Genomic DNA, 19,298 nt, shown 5'->3' with positions numbered 1-19,298 from the left:
AAAATATCTCCGACGCCAGGGGTCTGTGCTGATCAGGCGGTTTACCTGACCGATGGGAGGCAGCGAATGCCAGGAGATCGCCATGGCAGGTGCCAATACCGGCGCCTGGAGAGGTGCAGGGATGCGGAGGGCCAAGTGATGGGATGGGGCGTAGCAGCGGTCGCTTTCGTGCTGGGCAGTGCTGGACTCTGGGCCACCAGTGTTCGTATCGATCGGCGGATCGAAGAGGCGGTACCGGCCGATGGGCGTTTCATCGAGGTCGATGGCGAGCGCATCCACTATGTGGATGAAGGCAGTGGACCGGTGCTGGTCATGATCCATGGCCTGACCGGCTGTGGGCGCAACCTGACCCACTCGCTGTCGCCACGGTTACGCGAGCAGTTCCGGGTGATCACCCTGGATCGTCCCGGCTCCGGCTACTCGAGCCGCTCCCCAGGCGCAGGGGTCAGCATCACGGCGCAGGCCAGCCTGATTGCCCGTTTCATCGAAACCCTGCACCTGGGGCGACCATTGATCCTCGGCCATTCACTGGGCGGCGCACTGGCCCTGGCCCTGGCGCTCGATCACCCGCAGCGGGTATCCGGGTTGGTGCTGGTGGCCCCGTTGACCCATCCGCAGCGCATGTTGCCCCTGGTATTCCTGTCACTGGGCGTCAGGCCCGCCTTCATCAGGCGCTGGTTTGCCCGAACGCTGGCTGCGCCCATGGCGATGCTCGGGCGGGGTGGGCTGCTCAAGGCGGTGTTCGCGCCCGAGCGCCCGCCGGCGGACTTCGCCGAGCGTGGCGGTGGCCTGCTGGGCATGCGTTCGGGCAACTTCTATTGCGCTTCCAGCGAGATCGCCACGGTCAATGACGATCTGCCGCGGATGGTCAGGCGCTATCCGCAGCTGGATCTACCGGTCGGGCTGATCTATGGCGCGCAGGACGAGGTGCTGGACTATCGCCGGCACGGCGAGTCGATGGCGAGCCTGGTACCTGGTATTCAAATGGACATTCTCGAGGGGCGAGGGCACATGCTGCCGGTCACGGCGGTCGAGCCGGTGGTGGCCATGGTGCGTGCCGTCGCCGCTCGGGCAAACGAGCAACAAGGTGTTCCCCAGCAACACGAAACGACGGCAGCAACGCTTTCCTGAGGTGGGTTTCAGGTGTGCCGGACTGCGCCACGAGCGACATTCAAAATGACGTCAAAAAAATAGTTGACGAGCTATCGAAATCGGGCTAGTTTTTTGAAAAAACGTTTTGAATGTTTTTTTTAAAAAATGCAATTGAGCGGTTAGAATAATGAAAATAACGCCTTTTGAAGCATTTTGTCTGTCTACTCCTGCCCGCCGTCTGGCGCGGCACTCGATCTGTGTTTCGGTTTCGTCCGTAGTGATGCTGTCCATGACGGCTGTACGGAGGTTGCCATGAATTCCACCGTAGCCGCACCTGGTATCTGGACTGACGGCAAGCGTCACCTGTGGTGGCTTGGCGCCTTGCCCATGGCGACACCAGTATTGTCCGGAATCTTTGCCCTTGCCACCGGTGTTCAAACCTTGTGGTGGAGCGGGGTGGTGGTGATCTTCGGCCTGATTCCGATGATCGACGGCCTGCTCGGCGAAGACCGCAGCAACCCACCGGAAACCATCGTTCCGGATCTTGAGAAACAAACCTACTACCGCTGGATCATCTATTCCTGTGTCGCCCTGATGTGCCTGTCCGTGGTCACCACGGCCTGGATGGCAGCCGGGGGTGTCGACTGGATCATCGGTGGCGGCCTGATGCAGTGGGCCCAGGCCCATCACCTGCAGGGCGGGCTGGCCGGGCCCATGAGCTATATCACCGAGCGTGCGCAGGTGCATGGCACTATCGGTTGGTTCACCTACCTGGGCATGGCGATGTCCACGGGGGCCGCGACCGGCATTGCGATCAACATTGCCCACGAACTGGGTCACAAGACCAAGCCGCTGGAGCAGTTCCTGGCCAAGGTGGCCCTGGCGCCGACCTTTTATGGACACTTTTTCGTCGAGCACAACCGCGGCCACCATGTGCGGGTGGCGACTCCGGAGGATCCGGCCAGCTCGCGCCTGGGCGAGAGCTTCTGGGTCTTCCTGCCACGCTCCGTCTGGTTCAGCCTGCGCTCGGCCTGGCATCTGGAGCGCGAGCGTCTGCACAAGCAGGGGCTGCCTGCCGTGCACTGGAAAAACACGGTACTGACTGCCTGGTTGTTCAGTGTGGTGCTGTGGGGTGTGTTGATTGCCTGGCTGGGTGTAACGGTGATTCCTTTCCTGGTGATCCAGGGCATCTACGGATTTTCGCTGCTTGAAGTGGTGAACTATGTAGAGCACTACGGCCTGCTGCGTCAGAAGTTGCCCAATGGTCGTTATGAGCGTTGTTCCCCACGGCACTCCTGGAACAGTAATCGTATTGTCACCAACATCTTTCTGTTCCAGTTGCAGCGCCACTCCGATCACCATGCCTATCCGACCCGCAGTTACCAGGCGCTGCGTCATTTCGACGAGTCGCCGCAACTGCCTTACGGTTACGCGAGCATGATCGTCTGGGCCTACGTGCCGTTCCTGTGGCGGCGGCTGATGGATCACCGGGTGCTGGCGCATTATTCGGGAGATGTGCGCCTGGCGAACCTGCAGCCCTCCAAGCGAAAGCAGTTGCTCCGCCAGTACGGTACTCGCTACACCGATTGACTTGAAAGTTTGTATGGCGTGCTCACTTGCAAAGTGTGCATGACGGGAGCGGCTTGCCCACTTTCAGTGGCATTCGCTCCAGGCAAGGAAAGTTGACGAATAAAAACAATAAGTAATGGGAAGGATGTCAGCCATGCAGAAAGTTCTGTTGACCGTACGTGTAGTGACCGCGCTGCTGGGGATCTCCCTGGTGGCCCCGGCCTTTGCCGCGGCACGTATCGAACCGGCCAATGCCGAGTTCACCGCCAAGGGCCCCATCAGTTTCACCAAGAGCATCATCAGTGCCGACTGCACCATCCAGGTCAGTGGCCGGATCAGTGCCGACGGCAGCTATGTCAGCGTGGAAAAGGTCGGTTTCGACGGCGGCTTGAAGTGTGGCCAGGTCGAGGCCACGCATCTGCCCTGGAAGCTGATTGCCAAGGATGAGACCAGCGGGGCGATGTCGGGCATCCAGGTCACCGTGCATGCGCCGCTGGTGGGCGGTGATTGCGGGCCGACCACCGCCGAGGGCAGCTGGAACAACAGCACCGGCAAGCTCCAGGCGGCCAATGTGGCGCTCGATGGCGGTTGCACGATCAAGACGGTTTCGATCCAGATGCCGCCGACTTTTCGGGTTGTTCCCTGAGTCGACGGCAATCCAGGCAACACCAGGAATCTTGAAGTTTGGCTGAAAGGGAAGCTCGGTCGTGGTTGCGGTACTCCGTGTCGTCTCAAAAGGCCATTAACCCCGGCGAAATGAATCGCCATACATGTGAGGAAAAACAACAATGAAAGGCATCAAAACTCTCGTGTCTGCAACTGCAATCGCTGTCTGCATGGGTGCTGCATCCATGGCTTCTGCCGCTACCATCGGCCCTGATGGTCCGTTCTCTGCCACCGGTAGCATCACTGTCAAGTCGCCTTCGTCGTTCCAGGCTCCGGTGACCTGCCCCGTGGTGGCTAGCGGTACCGTTTCGGGTGGCGTTGCCACGATCACCAGCTTCAGCACGGCCAGTGGCAGCGGTCTGTGCCAACTGCCACAGTTCAAGAACCTGCCTTCTCCAGGCTGGGTGATCACGGCAGCTACCGCTACCACCGGCACCATCGCCAACGTGGGCTACACCATCAGCAGCCTGCCCGCTACCAACTGCGGCCCAAGCACCATCAACGTGAACTGGGCCAGCTCCGGTTCGGTCGGCGGCACTCTGAGCGCTACCAACCAGGCTCTGAGCGGCAGCTGCACCGTGACCTCGCTCTCGGTCAGCGCTCCGACCATCACCATCACGCCTTGATGTTGATACTCCGGTAAAGGGCTGATCACCCGCGGAAAGACAGGCATCTTGCAAAAGGTGCCTGTCGAGCAACAAGCGCTACGGCGAAGTGGTAGATAATAATAAGGAGTGGGGCATGAATAATAAGAAGCAGCAATTGCATGTAGCGATAGGACTGGCATTGCTGGGCAGCATAATGGCACCCGGTTCGGTTCAGGCGGGGGGGTTCCAGACGCCGACTTATGGTGCGCCAGGTTGGGGGCGGGCCTTTGGTGGTGGTTCGCTGTTCAAGAACGATCCATCCGCTGCATTCAACAACCCGGCTGCCATGGCGTTTATCGATCAGGCAGTCGTGCAGCAAACCGTTGATTATGCGCGAATCAGTATCAAGTACAAGGGGACGGCCAAGGACTATAGCGGTCGGCCAACTTCCGACACCACGAGTGATCCGCTGACAGGAGATCCTGTCTATCACGATCGCACCGGCAATGGAGGCCAGGCAGGCTTTACAGCTTGGTTACCGACCGGCTTCCTGGTGATGCCAATCAATGATCGGCTAAGTTTTGGCCTGAGTCAGGTTGTGCCACAGGGGATGAAAAGTACTTGGGATGATGACTGGAAAGGGCGTGATTTTGCGGTAGATACAAAGATTGAAACGGTTGGGTTGACCGGCTCTCTTTCGTTCAAAGTGAACGATCAGTTTTCGTTGGGTGGTGGTGTCATCGTCCAGCACAGTAGTGGTTTCGTTAGTCAGAACATTGACCTTCTTGCTGCGGCTGCTCTCTCTCCCAACTTCGGTGGAGTACCGCTTCCAGCAGGTGTAGGGCAGTCCCTGATCCGGGTGAAGGTAGATAATACTTCGGTTGGCTGGTTTACCGGCGTGGTCTGGAAACCGACCGAGGTGGACACAATCGGCCTGAACTATCACGCCAAGATCAAAAATAAGATGGAGGGCAAATACAACATCTACGCGGATGAGGCTTCCAGGCAGCTCATGACCCAGCCTTTCGGGCCTCAAGGCCAGACGCTGGTCGAGTTTGCGTACCCTGGGCTCAAGCTTTTCCCCGATGGAGCCAATGCCTCGACCCAGCTGGATATCCCGGCCACTGCGGGGCTTGATTGGGTCCATCAGTTCAGTGATCGGTTCACTCTGGGCGCCAGTGTCAACTGGACCGAGTGGTCGTCATTCAAGGACCTGACATTGAAATCCGATGGCAATACCCTTGTTGCCATTCCCTATAACTACAAAAATTCGTGGATGCTTTCTCTGGGGGGGGACTACAAGGTTACTGATGACTTCACCTTCCGGGCGGGTGTGGCGCGTGACCAGACTCCGACACGTAACTCGACTCGCGATCCGCGGATTCCCGATGGCGATCGCTGGTTTGCATCTCTTGGTTTCGGTTATGAGATCAGGGCAATACCGGGCTTGAGTGTTGACGGAGCTTATTCGCGCCAGTTTGTGGAGGAAGTCAAACTCAAGACCCAGAATCAGGACCGTCTCGGCGGTGCCTCTCTGGATGGCAAGGTCAATAGCAAGGGCGAAGTGGTCAGCCTGTCGGCGACATACCGTTTCTGACGCTGCATTGATGTGATCTGAGCGCGCATTTTCACTCCTTTTACTGCTCACTGAGGCTGAATCCGTTCGGCCTCATTTTTTTGCCCAAAAAATAAATAAATATTTAAAAATAAAATTTGAAACGCGTTCGCTTCATTTGTAAGGTGATCTTCGAGAAGGCGCTCAATGCCGCCCTCGCTGGTTGTTTCGTACGTAATGAGAGAGGTATTCCATGATGGTATGGTTATTGGCAGGGCTGTTTGCCGCCCTCGTACTCGCCTATCGACAAGCTGCAGCGATTCTCTGGCTCGGTATTGCCGCTGCCTGGCTGGCTGTTGGCTATGTGTTCAATGTGGTTGCCCCGCTGGGCGCGACGGTGGCCGCAATCCTGATCCTGCTGCCGGCCCTGGTGCTGGCGATCAAACCCTTGCGCCGCAGCCTGCTCAGCAGCAAGGCCCTGGCGCTGTTCCGGCAGATCATGCCGGCGATGTCCGACACCGAGCGCGCGGCCATCGAATCCGGTACCGTCTGGTGGGATGCCGAGCTGTTCAGTGGCAAGCCGAACTGGGAGCGCCTGCTCAAGGCGGCTCCGGCGAGCCTGAGCGCAGAGGAGCAGGCGTTCCTCGACAACGAGGTCGAAACCCTCTGCGACATGGCCAATGACTGGGAAACCACCCAGGTCTGGCAGGACATGTCGCCCCAGGCCTGGCAATACACCAAGGACGCCGGCTTTCTCGGCATGATCATCCCCAAGCAATACGGCGGTAAGGGTTTCTCCCATTACGCCCATTCCCAGGTGGTGATGAAGCTGTCGACCCGCTGCTCGGCGGCGGCCATTTCGGTGATGGTGCCCAACTCGCTCGGCCCGGCCGAACTGCTGTTGCACTACGGCACCGAGGCCCAGCGCCAGCACTACCTGCCGCGCCTGGCGCGTGGCGAGGACATCCCGTGCTTCGCCCTGACCAGCCCCTACGCCGGTTCCGACGCCGGGGCCATCCCGGATGTCGGGGTGGTCTGCAAGGGCCAGTTCGAAGGCGAGCAAGTGCTGGGTTTCCGGGTTACCTGGGACAAGCGCTACATTACCCTGGGGCCGATCGCCACGGTTCTCGGCCTGGCCTTCCGTGCCGAAGATCCCGAGGGGCTGCTCGGACACAAGGGTAGCCTGGGCATCACCTGCGCGCTGATTCCGACCACTCATCAGGGCGTACAGACCGGTCGCCGGCACTGGCCGCTCAACGCGGTGTTCCAGAACGGTCCGACCCAGGGCAAGGATGTTTTCATCCCGCTGGAGTGGGTGATTGGCGGTCGTGACCAGGTTGGCAACGGCTGGCGCATGCTGATGGAGTGCCTGGCTGCGGGACGGGCGATCTCGCTGCCCTCGGCCAACGTCGGCCTGAGCAAGATCGCCGTACGGGGCACCAGCGCCTATGCGGCGATGCGCAAGCAGTTCGGCTTGCCCATCGGCAAGTTCGAGGGCGTGCAGGCCCCGCTGGCACGGATGGCCGGGCACCTGTATGCCTGCGATGCGGTGCGCAAGGTCTCGGTGGCCTCGCTGGATGCCGGGGAGAAACCTTCGGTGATCTCCGCCATTGCCAAGTACCACGTCACCGAACGCGCCCGGGCGGTGGTCAACGACGGCATGGACATCGTCGCCGGCAAGGGCATCTGCATGGGGCCGAACAACTTCCTGGCCCGTGCCTACCAGCAGAGCCCGATCGCGATCACCGTGGAAGGCGCGAACATCATGACCCGCTGCCTGATCATCTACGGCCAGGGGCTGATTCGTTGCCATCCGTATGTCTTCCGTGAAATGGAAGCCGCCCGCGCGCAAGGCCGCGCCGGGCTGGAGGCGTTCGACAGCGCGATGTTCGGCCATATCAGCTTCGTCGTGGCCAACACCGTACGGGCGCTCGTTCATGGCCTGAGTGGGGGACGCCTGCTCAAGGCACCGGCCAGGACCGACAAGTCGCTGGCGACCTACTACCAGCAGGTCGAACGGCTGTCGGTGGTGCTGGCGCTGGCCTCGGATATCTCCATGGGCGTGCTGGGCGGTGCGCTGAAACGCAAGGAGAGCATCACCGGCCGTCTGGGGGACATTCTCTCGCAGCTGTACATCCTGTCCTGCGTGCTCAAGCGTTTCGAGGACGATGGGCGTCCGCAGGGCGACCTGCCGCTGGTGCATTGGGCTGCCCAGGATGCCTTGTTGAAAGCGCATGAGGCATTGGCCGAAGTGCTCGACAACTACCCGTCGAAGGCGGCCGCGCGGGTGATTCGCGCCTTGAGCTTCCCGTTCGGTATCCCGCTGCGCAAGCCGTCCGATCGCCTGCTCGGCGAAGTCGCCGAACTGGTGCAACAGCCGGGTGCGAGCCGCGATCGTCTGCTGGCTGACTCCTATATCCCGCAACCGGACATCGACAAGCTGGCCTATGGCGAACTGGCTTTCCGCCTGTTGCCCCAGGTCGAACTGATCGAGACGCGCCTCAAGTCAGCCGTGCGCGAAGGGACCATCGCCCCCTTGCCGATTTCCCGCGAGGCCTTTGTGGTCTGGCGCGTCAAGGCGCTGGAGCTGCAACTGATCAGCGAGGAGGAAGACCAGTTGCTCGGGCGCTATGTCGAGTATGGCGACCATGCGATCCAGGTCGACGACTTCCCGCAGGACTTCGGGCTGCTCGAAGCCCTGCAGCGGCGCCAGGCGCATGTCGAACAGATGGCCAGGCCAGCCACCAGGCGACGCGCGGCGGTCAACGAAGGCACGGCTGTCGCTGACGACAGCAGCTATTGATCTTTCTCGGCTCTGGAACGGAATTCATTCATGTCTGACGGTTATCTTTCTTTCGTCAACTCGCCCTGGGGGCGGCGCCTGGCCCAGTCGGTCGGCTTGCCGCAACCGCTGCCACTGCAGCGCTATCGCCAGGGGCAGGTGGGCAACAGCCTCAATCCGGTGGTATTGGCGGCGGCGTCCCAGGGGCGGCTGTTGGGGGAACTGCAGCGTATCTTCGCTGCCACCGAAACGGTCGCCGCCACACCGGCAAGTGTCGAGGCCCCCTCCACGGTCAAGGTCCAGGGCCTGGTGTTCGATGCCAGCGGCCTGGCCGATATCGCTCAACTGGACGAGCTGTACCGGTTCTTCCATGCCAACGTCCGGCGCCTGACGCATCACGGCCGCGTGCTGGTCCTGGGCACGCCACCGGAGCACTGCGCGGAACTGGCCCAGGCGGTGGCGCAGCGGGCCCTGGAGGGCTTCGTGCGGTCGCTGGGCAAGGAACTGCGCAAGGCGATCACCGTGCAGTTGCTGTACGTGGAGCCCGGTGCGGAAACGGAAATGGACAGCAGCCTGCGCTTCTTCCTGTCGCGCCGGTCCGCCTATGTCTCCGGCCAGGTGGTGCGTATCGCCGAACCGGTGGATGTGCCCAGGACCATCGACTGGCAGCGGCCATTGGCCGGGCGGCGGGCGCTGGTCACCGGGGCCTGCCGCGGCATCGGCCTGGCGATCGCCCAGGTGCTGGCCGGTGAGGGCGCCGAGGTGGTCTGCCTGGACATTCCGCCGGTGGAGGCGGAGTTGCAGCAGGTGGCCGGCTCCCTGGGCGGGGCGGCGCTGGCCATGGACATCACCGCACCGCAGGCCGCCGAGCGCTTGCTGGCCTTTGTCGGCGAACACGGTGCCTTCGATATCGTCGTGCATAACGCCGGTATCACCCAGGACAAGACCCTGGCGAAGATGACCGAGGCCTCCTGGCGCAAGGTCATGGCGGTCAACCTTGAGGCGCCGCTGCGCTTGAGCACGGCGCTGCTCGAGGGCCAGGGGCTCAATCCCGGTGGGCGTATCGTCTGCGTGTCGTCGATCTCCGGGATCGCCGGCAACCTTGGGCAGAGCAACTATGCCACCTCCAAGGCCGGGGTGATCGGCCTGGTGCAGAGCCTGGCGCCGCTGGCCGCGCGGCAGCAGGTGACGGTCAATGGCGTGGCGCCCGGGTTCATCGAAACCCAGATGACCGCGAAGATTCCGTTGCTGATCCGCGAGGCCGGGCGGCGGATGAACTCCATGTCCCAGGGCGGGCAGGCCGAGGACGTGGCGCAGACCATCGCCTGGCTGGCGCACCCGGCCTCGGGTGGGATCAATGCGCAGGTCGTGCGCGTGTGCGGGCAAAGCCTGCTGGGGGCCTGAGCGATGAGTACGGACTTGACGCTGCGTATCATCGATCCGGTGCCGTCGACTGCCCGGTTGCTCTGGGGCGGCTTGCGCAGCCTGCGCAAAGCCAAGGTCGAAGGCGTGCCGACCTTGCCGCAGGAGCGGCTGGTAAGACCGGCCGTGGAACTGCGCGCCGCCGACATCGAGCGATACGCCCGGGCCTGCGGTTTTCGCCGCGAGCACGGCGTGCCGCTGTCGTTCGTGCACACCCTGGCGTTTCCCCTGCACCTGCTTCTTTTGACCAGCCCGGCGTTTCCCTGGCCGGCCAGCGGCATGGTGCACCTGGCCAACCGGATCCGCCAGTACCGGCGGCTGCAGGAGGGCCAGGCGTTGCGCCTGCAGGTGCATTGCGAACGCTGGGTGGCGCACCCCAAGGGGCAGGCGCTGCTGATCGTCAGCCAGGCCCATGGTGATGGCAGCCTGGTCTGGGAGAGCGAGAGCCTGTACCTGCGTCGTGGTGTCGCCGCGCCGGTCGGCGAGCCCTGGCAGGGCGAACTGGAGCTGGATGAGCAGGCGCTGGTCCGAACCCAGCGCTGGTCGCTGGCGGCGGACCTCGGGCGGCGTTTCGCCAGGGTGTCGGGGGATCACAATCCGATCCATACCTCGTGGCCGGGCGCACGGCTGTTCGGCTTCAGGCGCCCGATCGCCCATGGCATGTGGACCCTTGGCCGGGCCTTGGCCGCGCAGCAGCCGCCCCGCGCGTTGGACGCGGCGGGACTCGACTGTGAGTTCAAGCTGCCGATGTTCCTGCCCGGCAGTGCAACCTTGTGGAAGGTGCCGTCCAGCGAATCACGCCAGGCCTTTGAAGTGCGCACGGCGGCCGGAGACAAGCCGCACATGCGTGGGGTGCTCACGCTCACTTGAACACACCGCACAACCTGCAGGGCGGGTTCTGTGGCGAGCGGGCTTGCCCGCGCTGGATGGCGAGGCCATCCTGAAACCGAATGTCACGGTCTGTCTGATTTGACGTGAATTCAGATTTACGACTGCTTCGCAGTCGAGCGTGGGCAAGCCCACTCGCCACAGGTGCCGCACCTGCAGGTCATGCGTATGGAAGGAAACTTTGCATGACCGACTACAGCTTCACACCGGCTCCGGCAAGACGGGTCGCCATTCTCGGTGGCAACCGGATTCCCTTTGCCCGTTCCAATACGGTGTATTCCCATGACAGCAACCAGGATCTGCTGGCGGCTGCCCTGCAAGGGCTGGTCGACCGTTTTGGCCTGCAGGGCCAGCGGCTGGGCGAGTTCGCCGCAGGGGCGGTGATCAAGCATTCACGGGACTTCAATCTCGCTCGCGAGACACTGCTGTCCACCACGCTGTCGCCGGAAACCCCGGCCTATGACATCCAGCAAGCCTGTGGCACGGGGCTGGAGGCGGCATTGCTGGTCGCCAACAAGATCGCCCTGGGACAGATCGAGGTCGGAGTCGCCGGCGGTTCCGACACCACCTCCGATGCGCCCATCGGCATCAACGAGTCGCTGCGCCGGACCCTGCTCGACGCCAACCGCAGCAGGGACACCCTGGGCAAGCTGCGCAGCCTGCTCGCCATCCGCCCGTCGATGTTCTTCAAGCCGTTGCTGCCGCGCAATGGCGAGCCGCGCACCGGGCTGTCCATGGGCGAGCATTGCGAGGAGATGGCCAAGCGTTGGCAGATTAAGCGTCTGGCCCAGGACGAACTGGCGATGAGCAGCCACCAATCGCTGAACGCGGCCTATCAGCGCGGGTTCTTCGACGACCTGATCACGCCGTATCGTGGGCTCAAGCGCGACAACAACCTGCGCGCCGACACCAGCCTGGAGAAACTTGCCGGGCTGGGCCCGGCCTACGACAAGCGCAACGGTACCCTCACCGCCGGCAACTCGACGCCGCTGACCGACGGCGCCTCGGTGGTGCTGCTGGCCAGCGAAGAATGGGCGGCAGCGCACAACCTGCCGGTGCTGGCCTATCTGCGCACCGGTGAAACGGCCGCGGTGAACTTCGTCGACGGCAGCGAGGGCCTGCTGATGGCACCGGCCTATGCTGTTCCGCGGATGCTCGCTCGCGAAGGGCTGGGCCTGCAGGACTTTGATTTCTATGAGATCCACGAAGCCTTCGCCGCGCAGGTGCTGTGCACGCTCAAGGCCTGGGAGGATGCCGACTATTGTCGTGAGCGGCTGGGGCTGCCGGCTCCGCTGGGGAGCATCGACCGCAGCAAGCTCAACGTCAACGGCGGCTCGCTCGGCTGCGGGCACCCGTTCGCGGCCACCGGTGGCAGGTTGCTGGCCAGCCTGGCCAAGGCCATTGACCAGCGCGGCGGCGGTCGCGGGCTGATTTCCGTGTGTGCCGCCGGCGGCCTGGGTGTGACGGCGATCGTCGAAAAATAAAACAACAACAAGGAGACTGCCATGAGTGTCGCGAGCCTGCAGAGTACCGAACGTGTCTGGGTGAAGGCCTACCATCCCGGCGTGCCGGCGGATGTCGAGAGCGAGATCGACCGTTACCCGTCGTTGCGCGAGGTATTCCTTGAACACGTGGAGAAATACCGCCAGCGGGTGGCCTACGTCAGCATCGGCACCGAGATGGGGTATGACGAATGGGAGCGCCGGGTCTTTGCCTTCACCGGCTGGCTGCAGTCGCGAGGGGTGAAGAAGGGCGATCGCGTGGCCCTGATGATGCCCAACTGCCTGCAGTACCCGATCTGCCTGTTCGGCACCCTGCTGGCCGGTGCCGTGGTGGTCAACGTCAACCCGCTCTATACCGCCCGTGAGCTCAGGCACCTGCTCAAGGACAGTGGCGCCGAGACCCTGGTGATCTTCGAGAACTTCGCCCATACGCTGGAACAGGCGATGGAAGGCAGCTCGCTGAAAAATATCGTGGTGGCGGCCATTGGTGACCTGGTGGGGACCTTCAAGGGGGCGGCGCTGAACTTCGTCCTGCGCCATGTGCAGAAACAGGTCCCGCGCTTCAACCTGCCGGGTTCGATCCGTTTCCCGGCGATGATGAAGCAGGCCCGGAACATGAAACCCGGCCCGGTGAAGTTGACCCATGACGATATCGCCTTCCTGCAATACACCGGCGGTACCACAGGCGATGCCAAGGGCGCGATGCTCACCCACCGCAACATCCTCGCCAACCTGATGCAGGCCAAGGCCTGGGTTGGCGACCAGCTCGACGAGAACCAGCAGGAAACCAACGTCACCCTGTTGCCGCTGTATCACGTGCTGTCGCTGACCGTGAACTGCCTGATGTTCATGTGCCTGGGCGGGCGCAACATCCTCATCGCCAACCCGCGGGATGTGAAGCGGGTACAGATGATCCTGCGCAAGGAAAAATTCAGCGGCATCGTCGGGGTCAACACGCTGTTCAATGGTTTGCTGGAGAACGATGAATTCCGCGCGCGGGACTTCTCCGACCTGAAACTGGCGATTGCCGGTGGCATGGCCACGCACACGGCCGTGGCGCGTCGTTGGCAGGAGGTGACCGGGGTCCCGATCATCGAAGGCTACGGGCTCACCGAATGCTCGCCGGTGGTGAGCATCAGTCCGATCGATATCAAGCGCATGCGCGAAGGTGAGTTCAGCGGCACCATCGGTGTGCCATTGCCCTCCACCTGGGTGCGGTTTGCCCGGGAGGATGGCTCGCTGGCGGACATCGGCGAGGAGGGCGAGCTGCAGGTACGTGGGCCGCAGGTGATGAAGGGCTACTGGAAACGTCCGGATGAGACGGCCAAGGTGCTGGATGCCGAGGGCTGGTTGTCGACCGGTGACATCGGGATCATGAACGAGCAGGGCTTCATCCGGCTGGTCGATCGCAAGAAGGACATGATCCTGGTATCGGGCTTCAACGTTTACCCCAACGAGATCGAGGACGTGGTGGCGCTGCACCCCGGGGTGGCCGAGGTAGCGGCGATCGGCGTACCGGACCAGGTGACCGGGGAGCGGGTGAAGATCTTCGTCGTGCGGCGGGATCCGGGCCTGACCGAAATGCAGTTGCTGGCCCATTGCCGGGAATACCTCACCGGGTACAAGGTACCCAGGATCGTCGAATTCCGGGTCGAAGAGCTGCCCAAGACCACGGTGGGCAAGGTGCTGCGTCGGGCCTTGCGCGAGTAGCCCGCGTGGCGGCCGCGCACAGGTTCTGGCCTGTGACGCGGCGAACAGGGCTGCCACGCCCGCCACCCACACCCCAATTCCCCTATCCCTGGCTCATGGGGCACTGCCGTCCGTCTCCCGGACACAGGCAGCCAAGGGAATTTCTTGCTATAAACGCACTCCGATACCCCCTGGATACAGGCCCTTATAGCGCTTGCCAGGGGTTATTGAACGATTTTGCTGTCATTTCTGTTGCTGACTCGATAACTCGGCCTTAGACTGCCGCCCCTCGTAAATTGAGTGCCGGGTGGCGCTTGGAATGGACGGCGCCTTTCTGTGCATCCCCTCAGGTGTTCAGAACGCTCCCTAATTCGCCTTAATGCACGTATTTTCTATAGAGAAATCAATGACAAAGGAAAAGTTGCTGGCCATGCCGGCGGACGACTACATGAACGCTGAGCAACTGGCTTTCTTCACCGAGCTGTTGCAGGCAATGAAAGTCGAAACCCACGAGCGTATCGAGCAGAACCGCGTGGCTATCGAAAGCCTCGATACCCCGGCAGACCCGGCTGACGCCGCCTCCGTTGAAGAAGAACGCACCTGGCTGGTGAACGCGATCGATCGCGACCAGCGCATGCTGCCGCAGCTGGAACAGGCCCTGGACCGCATTCGCGACGACTCCTTCGGCTGGTGTGATGACAGCGGCGATCCGATTGGCCTCAAGCGCCTGCTGATCAGCCCGACCACCAAGTACTGCATCGAGGCGCAAGAGCGTCACGAGCAGATCGACAAGCACCAGCGCCAGGCCTGATCGGCCCGCTGTGCCAGTGGGCCCCCGGGGTGTCAAAATACCCCGGTAGCAGCCCCGATATACGCCATACCCGACGCCCCGACAGGATCGGCTGCGAGCACTTCGCTGCGCGGGTATGGCGTACAGAGTGCCGATGCGCCTGCCTGGCGTGTTCTGCCACCACTTCCAGATCCCTACCTTCTGTCTCCAGCGCTATTCGATTCGCTGTGCCCACCCCTCGTCGATTACAACTAACGGACCATGGATAATGGCCTTGTAGTGGCGTTTAATGCAGGAAAATAACTAGAAGCCGAAAGTGGGTAACGCTTATGTCTGGAGAAGGAATTCTGCCTGGAGTTCTCGCGCCATTGGAGGCGCAGTCGAAGTCGTCCCCGCGCTGGCGGGTGCCACTGATTCAAAGTATCGGGCTGGCGCTGTTGCTGTCGGCCATGGCCTATGCCGACTGGCCGCTGGGCGTTTGCCTGCCGCTGGCGCTGTTGCTGGCCTGGTTGCCGTTGTGGCGCTCGCGTCCCACAGAGGCCGCACCCAAGAGCGAAGGAGATGCACTGGGCGAGCTGACCCGCGATCTGTCCTATGCCACCAGCCATAACGCCCTGTCGGCGGCCGGCGTCGCCTTCTCGGTCAAGCAACTGGCCGGCAAGCTGCAATCGCAACTGGATGCCGCGGCGCAGATCGTCAGCAGCGCCGAACGGGTGATCGATACCGAACAGGCCACTTCACAGCTCAGCCAGCAGGCCCTCGGCTCGGCCAGCGAGGCGCGCCAGAGCAGTGCCGAGGGGCATGCCGTGCTGTCGGAGTCGATCAGTCGCATGCACCAGCTCAGCCAGCGCGCAGCGGCCAGCCGTGAGCTGATCGAGGCCTTGAGCCTGCGCAGCGAGGAGATCCAGCGGGTGACCCTGGTGATCCAGGCCATTGCCAGCCAGACCAACCTGCTGGCGCTCAATGCCGCCATCGAGGCGGCCCGCGCCGGCGAGCACGGGCGCGGGTTCGCCGTGGTGGCCGACGAAGTGCGCGGACTGGCCGGGCGAACCGCCGCCGCGACCGACGAGGTCGGCGTGATGGTCGCCGATATCCAGCAGCGTACCGCCCAGGTGGTGGAGCAGATCCAGCAACTCTCCGCGGACCTCGAGGGCGGCGTCGAGCAGGTCGAGCAGACGGGCCGGCAACTGGAGAACATTGCCCAACTGGCTGCCGGCGTGGAAGGCCAGGTCAGTGAGATTGCCCGCGGTGCGCAGAACAATCGTGAGCAACTGGAAAGCCTGTTCGGCGCGGTGGAGCAGATGCGTGGCGACCTGTCGGTGAGTGACCAGCAGACCCGGCGCCTGGCCGAGGCCGCCGTACAGATGGAAGGGCAGGCCGAGATCATCAGCGAGCGACTGGCCGAGGTTGGCCTGGATGATTATCACCAGCGTGCCTATGACCTGGCCCGGGAAGGCGCCAGCCAGATTGCCGCACGTTTCGAGGCCGACATCGAGCAGAACCGCATCACGCTGGAAGACCTGTTCGACCGTAGCTACCAGGTGATTGCCAATACCTCGCCCACCAAGTACCAGACCCGTTTCGACCGTTACACCGACCAGGTGCTGCCGGCGATCCAGGAACCCCTGTTGGCACGTCACGAGGGCCTGGTCTTCGCCATTGCCTGCACACCGCAAGGCTATGTGCCGACTCACAACCAGGCGTTCTCCCAGCCCCTGACCGGCGATACGGCCAAGGATGCGTTGCAGAACCGTACCAAGCGCAAGTTCGATGATCGTACCGGTATTCGTTGCGGCAGCCACCAGCAGCCGGTGCTGTTGCAGACCTACACCCGCGATACCGGTGAGTTGATGCATGACCTGTCAGTGCCGATCATGGTCAAGGGCCGGCACTGGGGCGGCCTGCGCCTGGGATACCGGCCGGAGAGTGCTCCGCAGGCGTCGCAGCGCCGGTAGTCCTGGCCAGGTTATGAATGCGGCCGTTCGACGGCCGCCTGAGCTTATGCAGGGAGGCGGACAGAGGGGCTCAAACGGTTGTGTTGATCATGCCGGCGAGCAGCTTCTGCGCCATGAACAAGGCGATGTTGACGCTGTTCAGTGCGCTATTGAGCGCCATGACCTCGGCGCGGGCCGGTTGGATCGCGGCATTGCGCGCTTCCTCGGTGCGGTAGCGAGCCTTTTTCATGGCGGCCAGGCGCGCGTTGGCCCGCCGCAGTTTCTGCTGCAACTGCTCGAGCTGTTTGCGCAGCTGCTTGATGCGATTCTTTGCCGCCAGTTCGTTACCCGCCAGGCTGTCGGCAGGGGCCAGGGTGAAATCGCTATCGGCGTCATCACCCAGCAAGGTGCGAATGGACAAGGCAGGGGCCGCTCCCTCGGTCTCATCGCTGCGGCTGGTCAGCGAAGGCATGGAGATCGCGAGTGAGTTCAGGCTGATCATCATGGCGTCCTTTCTCCGGATTACTGCCTTTGTATCGGCGTTGTTACCTTTTGCTTGAGCGGTCATGCGGCGAAAAACGATGGCAGGGCACCTCAGGGGATTGTCAGATCGGTCATTGATCAGTACTTTTTGTCTGGTCTGGTACCACTTGGCGGTAGTTTGATTGGCAGTGACAGGCCGACGTGTTCTAAAATCGCTGCAGTTCCCCCGGTTGGTGTCGTTTTGGGGGCTTTCAACTTGCACGTCGGAAACTGCGCTTTTTCAGAAAGGTAACCTCCGTAATTTCACTGTCCCACTTGCTGGCGTCAGCGACATGCGGTGTTTTCCTTCACACTCTGGTGAGTATTCGCAGAAGTAACAGAACTTTTGATCCATTAGTCTTTCTGTGTTTTTCACTCGACCTCCGCGGGGTCGACAGGCAGTCATCAGGGTCTCCAGTGAGTAACCGTCGGCAATGACCGAATGTCTTGTGCTGCCTGCTCCCCGCTGGGCGGCTTCATTTTTGGGTTTGAGGGCTTTTCGTTGGCAGTCAGTAATCTGGATATGCATGCATTGTTCGTCTTGGGCGACCTGCGGGCAAAACTGGTCAAGCAGTTCCAATCACGTTTCGTCTACATCACAGAACAAACCGCCGAAGGCATCTATATCGCCGAGATCGATACGGAATCGGCCATGGTCGTCGATGACAAACAGCGGCTCGAATTGAAAGTCGGCGATCATTTCCGTGCAGCGGTACTGCCTAGCCGCGAAGGTGGAAAGTTCGATATCAAGTTTCGCGAAATCAAGCTCACGGTCTATGGGCTGGGTGACTATGCCTATGTCTCGAACGAACAGGGTCATGGCATCGTGTTCAAGGAGAGCCATACGGTCGTGATGGTGTTCGCCGCCCATGAGCAATTGCAGGAAGGCCTGACCAAGACCCTCAAGGATGTGACGAAGAAGGCCGCGAAATGGCGCAAGGGTGAGCTGACGTTCAAGGCCAGCGAGCAATGACTGGCGGCCGGGCCGCGTTTCACCAGCAACACCTGGAGCAGGCCCGTCTCGATGCCCGCCACCTGTTCGAGCGCAAGCAGGCGCTGCAGGGCGCCTGGCTGTCGTGGGTCGCCTCGCAGCTCTATGCGATGGCCCCGGCGGAGTACGCCAGCATGGTCCGGCGTGAGCTGCAGCAACTTCAGACGCAGGACGCGGATTGATTCCGACCTTACCTGCCGAGGAACCTCTACTAAAGTCAGTTGACTGATTATTTCAGAGACTTTCGACAGCTCGTCGAAGGTGACCCATGACTGAGGTAGATCCATGAAAGGATTTCGTGCGCTGTTCGCCGGCGCCCTGGCGGCCTGTTGCGTGGTTTTCGCGACGCATCCGGCCCGTGCGGCGACTCCGATCCACTTTGCCGACCTGAACTGGGAAAGTGGCAGCCTGATCACCGAGCTGTTGCGGCATATCGTCGAGAAAGGCTATGGCCTGCCGACGGACACGCTGCCGGGTACCACCGTGACCCTGGAAACGGCGCTGGCCAGGAATGATATCCAGGTGATCGGTGAAGAATGGGCCGGCCGCAGCCCGGTCTGGGTCAAGGCTGAAGCGGCGGGCGAAGTCCTGGCGGTGGGCGATACCGTCAAGGGGGCCACCGAGGGCTGGTGGGTGCCGGAGTATGTGATCAAGGGGGATCCCGAGCGGGGCATCAAGCCATTGGCGCCGCAGTTGCGCAGTGTCGAGGACCTCAAGCGCTACAAGTCGGTGTTCCAGGACCCCGAGTCGCCCGACAAGGGCCGCTTCCTCAACAGCCCGATCGGCTGGACCTCCGAGATCGTCAACAAACAGAAGCTCAAGGCTTATGGCTTGAGCGACAGCTACGTGAACTTTCGCAGCGGCTCCGGGGCGGCGCTGGATGCCGAAATCACCTCGTCGATTCGGCGTGGCAAGCCGATCCTGTTCTACTACTGGTCGCCGACGCCGTTGCTGGGCAAGTTCAAGCTGGTGCAATTGCAGGAGCCGGCGTTTGATGCCGAGGCCTGGAAGACCCTGACTGACGCCGATAATCCCGATCCCAGGCCGACCCGTTCGCTGGCGTCGAAGCTGAGCATCGGGGTGTCGGCACCGTTCAAGCAGCAACACCCGCAGGTTGTGGCGTTCTTCAGCAAGGTCGACTTGCCGATCGACCTGCTGAACCAGGCCCTGGCGAAGATGAGCGAGGAACGCCTGCCGCCTGACCAGGTGGCGAAGGCGTTCCTCAAGGATCATCCGCAGGTCTGGAAGGCCTGGGTGCCGGCGGACGTGGCGCAGAAGGTTGCAGACAGCCTCTAGTGGCCTGTGTGGC

At 62.1% G+C, this 19,298-nt stretch carries 16 protein-coding genes; 15 read left to right on the top strand and 1 reads right to left on the bottom strand.

Annotated features, from left to right (window positions below; genetic code table 11):
• Positions 1 to 138: 138 nt before the first annotated feature.
• From HU752_RS17325 to HU752_RS17270, 12 genes are all read left to right on the top strand, one after another.
• The gene (locus HU752_RS17325; protein WP_186682804.1) at positions 139 to 1,131 is read left to right on the top strand and encodes an alpha/beta fold hydrolase; all 993 of its coding nucleotides are present in this window, start codon (positions 139 to 141) and stop codon (positions 1,129 to 1,131) included.
• A gap of 273 nt (positions 1,132 to 1,404) precedes the next feature.
• Complete coding sequence (locus tag HU752_RS17320) at positions 1,405 to 2,682, top strand: alkane 1-monooxygenase (protein WP_186682806.1); 1,278 nt, start codon at positions 1,405 to 1,407, stop codon at positions 2,680 to 2,682.
• A 133-nt stretch (positions 2,683 to 2,815) separates the two neighbouring features.
• Complete coding sequence (praA, locus tag HU752_RS17315) at positions 2,816 to 3,307, top strand: alkane oxidation protein activator PraA (RefSeq protein WP_186682808.1); 492 nt, start codon at positions 2,816 to 2,818, stop codon at positions 3,305 to 3,307.
• A 142-nt stretch (positions 3,308 to 3,449) separates the two neighbouring features.
• On the top strand, positions 3,450 to 3,953 hold the full coding sequence (gene praB, locus HU752_RS17310) for an alkane oxidation protein activator PraB (RefSeq protein WP_186682810.1): 504 nt from the start codon (positions 3,450 to 3,452) through the stop codon (positions 3,951 to 3,953).
• Between the two features lie 115 nt (positions 3,954 to 4,068).
• Positions 4,069 to 5,511: an outer membrane protein transport protein gene (locus HU752_RS17305; protein WP_186682812.1), complete on the top strand. Its 1,443-nt coding sequence runs from the start codon at positions 4,069 to 4,071 to the stop codon at positions 5,509 to 5,511.
• 211 nt (positions 5,512 to 5,722) lie between these two features.
• Complete coding sequence (locus tag HU752_RS17300) at positions 5,723 to 8,272, top strand: acyl-CoA dehydrogenase (RefSeq protein ID WP_186682814.1); 2,550 nt, start codon at positions 5,723 to 5,725, stop codon at positions 8,270 to 8,272.
• 30 nt (positions 8,273 to 8,302) lie between these two features.
• The gene (locus HU752_RS17295; protein WP_186682816.1) at positions 8,303 to 9,655 is read left to right on the top strand and encodes a 3-oxoacyl-ACP reductase; all 1,353 of its coding nucleotides are present in this window, start codon (positions 8,303 to 8,305) and stop codon (positions 9,653 to 9,655) included.
• Between the two features lie 3 nt (positions 9,656 to 9,658).
• The gene (locus HU752_RS17290) at positions 9,659 to 10,543 is read left to right on the top strand and encodes a MaoC family dehydratase (protein ID WP_186682818.1); all 885 of its coding nucleotides are present in this window, start codon (positions 9,659 to 9,661) and stop codon (positions 10,541 to 10,543) included.
• Between the two features lie 203 nt (positions 10,544 to 10,746).
• Positions 10,747 to 12,045, top strand: a complete 1,299-nt coding sequence (locus tag HU752_RS17285; RefSeq protein ID WP_186682820.1) for an acetyl-CoA C-acetyltransferase — start codon at positions 10,747 to 10,749, stop codon at positions 12,043 to 12,045.
• A 21-nt stretch (positions 12,046 to 12,066) separates the two neighbouring features.
• A complete protein-coding gene (locus HU752_RS17280) occupies positions 12,067 to 13,773 on the top strand; it encodes an AMP-binding protein (RefSeq protein WP_186682822.1) in 1,707 nt (568 codons plus the stop codon).
• Positions 13,774 to 14,158: 385 nt separating this feature from the next.
• Positions 14,159 to 14,563 carry a TraR/DksA family transcriptional regulator gene (locus HU752_RS17275; RefSeq protein ID WP_010445713.1) on the top strand — a complete coding sequence of 135 codons (405 nt, stop codon included), beginning with the start codon at positions 14,159 to 14,161 and terminating at the stop codon, positions 14,561 to 14,563.
• Between the two features lie 308 nt (positions 14,564 to 14,871).
• Entirely contained in the window at positions 14,872 to 16,497 is a 1,626-nt protein-coding gene (locus HU752_RS17270; RefSeq protein ID WP_186682824.1) for a methyl-accepting chemotaxis protein, read from the top strand.
• A 70-nt stretch (positions 16,498 to 16,567) separates the two neighbouring features.
• On the opposite strand, the gene HU752_RS17265 is transcribed toward HU752_RS17270, so the two are convergent.
• Positions 16,568 to 16,981, bottom strand: a complete 414-nt coding sequence (locus HU752_RS17265; protein ID WP_186682826.1) for a hypothetical protein — start codon at positions 16,979 to 16,981, stop codon at positions 16,568 to 16,570.
• A 519-nt stretch (positions 16,982 to 17,500) separates the two neighbouring features.
• Here HU752_RS17265 and HU752_RS17260 point away from each other — a divergent pair.
• The 3 genes from HU752_RS17260 to HU752_RS17250 all read left to right on the top strand — a co-directional run bounded on the left by HU752_RS17260 (position 17,501) and on the right by HU752_RS17250 (position 19,285).
• Positions 17,501 to 17,971: a hypothetical protein gene (locus HU752_RS17260; protein ID WP_186682983.1), complete on the top strand. Its 471-nt coding sequence runs from the start codon at positions 17,501 to 17,503 to the stop codon at positions 17,969 to 17,971.
• Complete coding sequence (locus HU752_RS17255) at positions 17,968 to 18,171, top strand: hypothetical protein (RefSeq protein ID WP_186682828.1); 204 nt, start codon at positions 17,968 to 17,970, stop codon at positions 18,169 to 18,171. Before HU752_RS17260 ends, HU752_RS17255 begins: the two co-directional genes overlap by 4 nt.
• Positions 18,172 to 18,274: 103 nt before the next feature.
• Positions 18,275 to 19,285: an ABC transporter substrate-binding protein gene (locus HU752_RS17250; RefSeq protein ID WP_186682830.1), complete on the top strand. Its 1,011-nt coding sequence runs from the start codon at positions 18,275 to 18,277 to the stop codon at positions 19,283 to 19,285.
• Positions 19,286 to 19,298: the final 13 nt, after the last annotated feature.

The organism is Pseudomonas vanderleydeniana, assembly GCF_014268755.2.
Taxonomy (GTDB): Bacteria; Pseudomonadota; Gammaproteobacteria; order Pseudomonadales; family Pseudomonadaceae; genus Aquipseudomonas; species Aquipseudomonas vanderleydeniana.
Note: the sequence above shows the minus strand (reverse complement) of the source record. Positions and strands in the feature narration are given on the sequence as shown.

Coding starts and splice junctions, on each gene's coding strand:
- HU752_RS17325 (WP_186682804.1), top strand. CDS start 139: ATGGGATGGGGCGTAGCAGCGGTCGCTTTCGTGCTGGGCAGTGCTGGA.
- HU752_RS17320 (WP_186682806.1), top strand. CDS start 1,405: ATGAATTCCACCGTAGCCGCACCTGGTATCTGGACTGACGGCAAGCGT.
- praA (WP_186682808.1), top strand. CDS start 2,816: ATGCAGAAAGTTCTGTTGACCGTACGTGTAGTGACCGCGCTGCTGGGG.
- praB (WP_186682810.1), top strand. CDS start 3,450: ATGAAAGGCATCAAAACTCTCGTGTCTGCAACTGCAATCGCTGTCTGC.
- HU752_RS17305 (WP_186682812.1), top strand. CDS start 4,069: ATGAATAATAAGAAGCAGCAATTGCATGTAGCGATAGGACTGGCATTG.
- HU752_RS17300 (WP_186682814.1), top strand. CDS start 5,723: ATGATGGTATGGTTATTGGCAGGGCTGTTTGCCGCCCTCGTACTCGCC.
- HU752_RS17295 (WP_186682816.1), top strand. CDS start 8,303: ATGTCTGACGGTTATCTTTCTTTCGTCAACTCGCCCTGGGGGCGGCGC.
- HU752_RS17290 (WP_186682818.1), top strand. CDS start 9,659: ATGAGTACGGACTTGACGCTGCGTATCATCGATCCGGTGCCGTCGACT.
- HU752_RS17285 (WP_186682820.1), top strand. CDS start 10,747: ATGACCGACTACAGCTTCACACCGGCTCCGGCAAGACGGGTCGCCATT.
- HU752_RS17280 (WP_186682822.1), top strand. CDS start 12,067: ATGAGTGTCGCGAGCCTGCAGAGTACCGAACGTGTCTGGGTGAAGGCC.
- HU752_RS17275 (WP_010445713.1), top strand. CDS start 14,159: ATGACAAAGGAAAAGTTGCTGGCCATGCCGGCGGACGACTACATGAAC.
- HU752_RS17270 (WP_186682824.1), top strand. CDS start 14,872: ATGTCTGGAGAAGGAATTCTGCCTGGAGTTCTCGCGCCATTGGAGGCG.
- HU752_RS17265 (WP_186682826.1), bottom strand. CDS start 16,981: ATGATGATCAGCCTGAACTCACTCGCGATCTCCATGCCTTCGCTGACC.
- HU752_RS17255 (WP_186682828.1), top strand. CDS start 17,968: ATGACTGGCGGCCGGGCCGCGTTTCACCAGCAACACCTGGAGCAGGCC.
- HU752_RS17250 (WP_186682830.1), top strand. CDS start 18,275: ATGAAAGGATTTCGTGCGCTGTTCGCCGGCGCCCTGGCGGCCTGTTGC.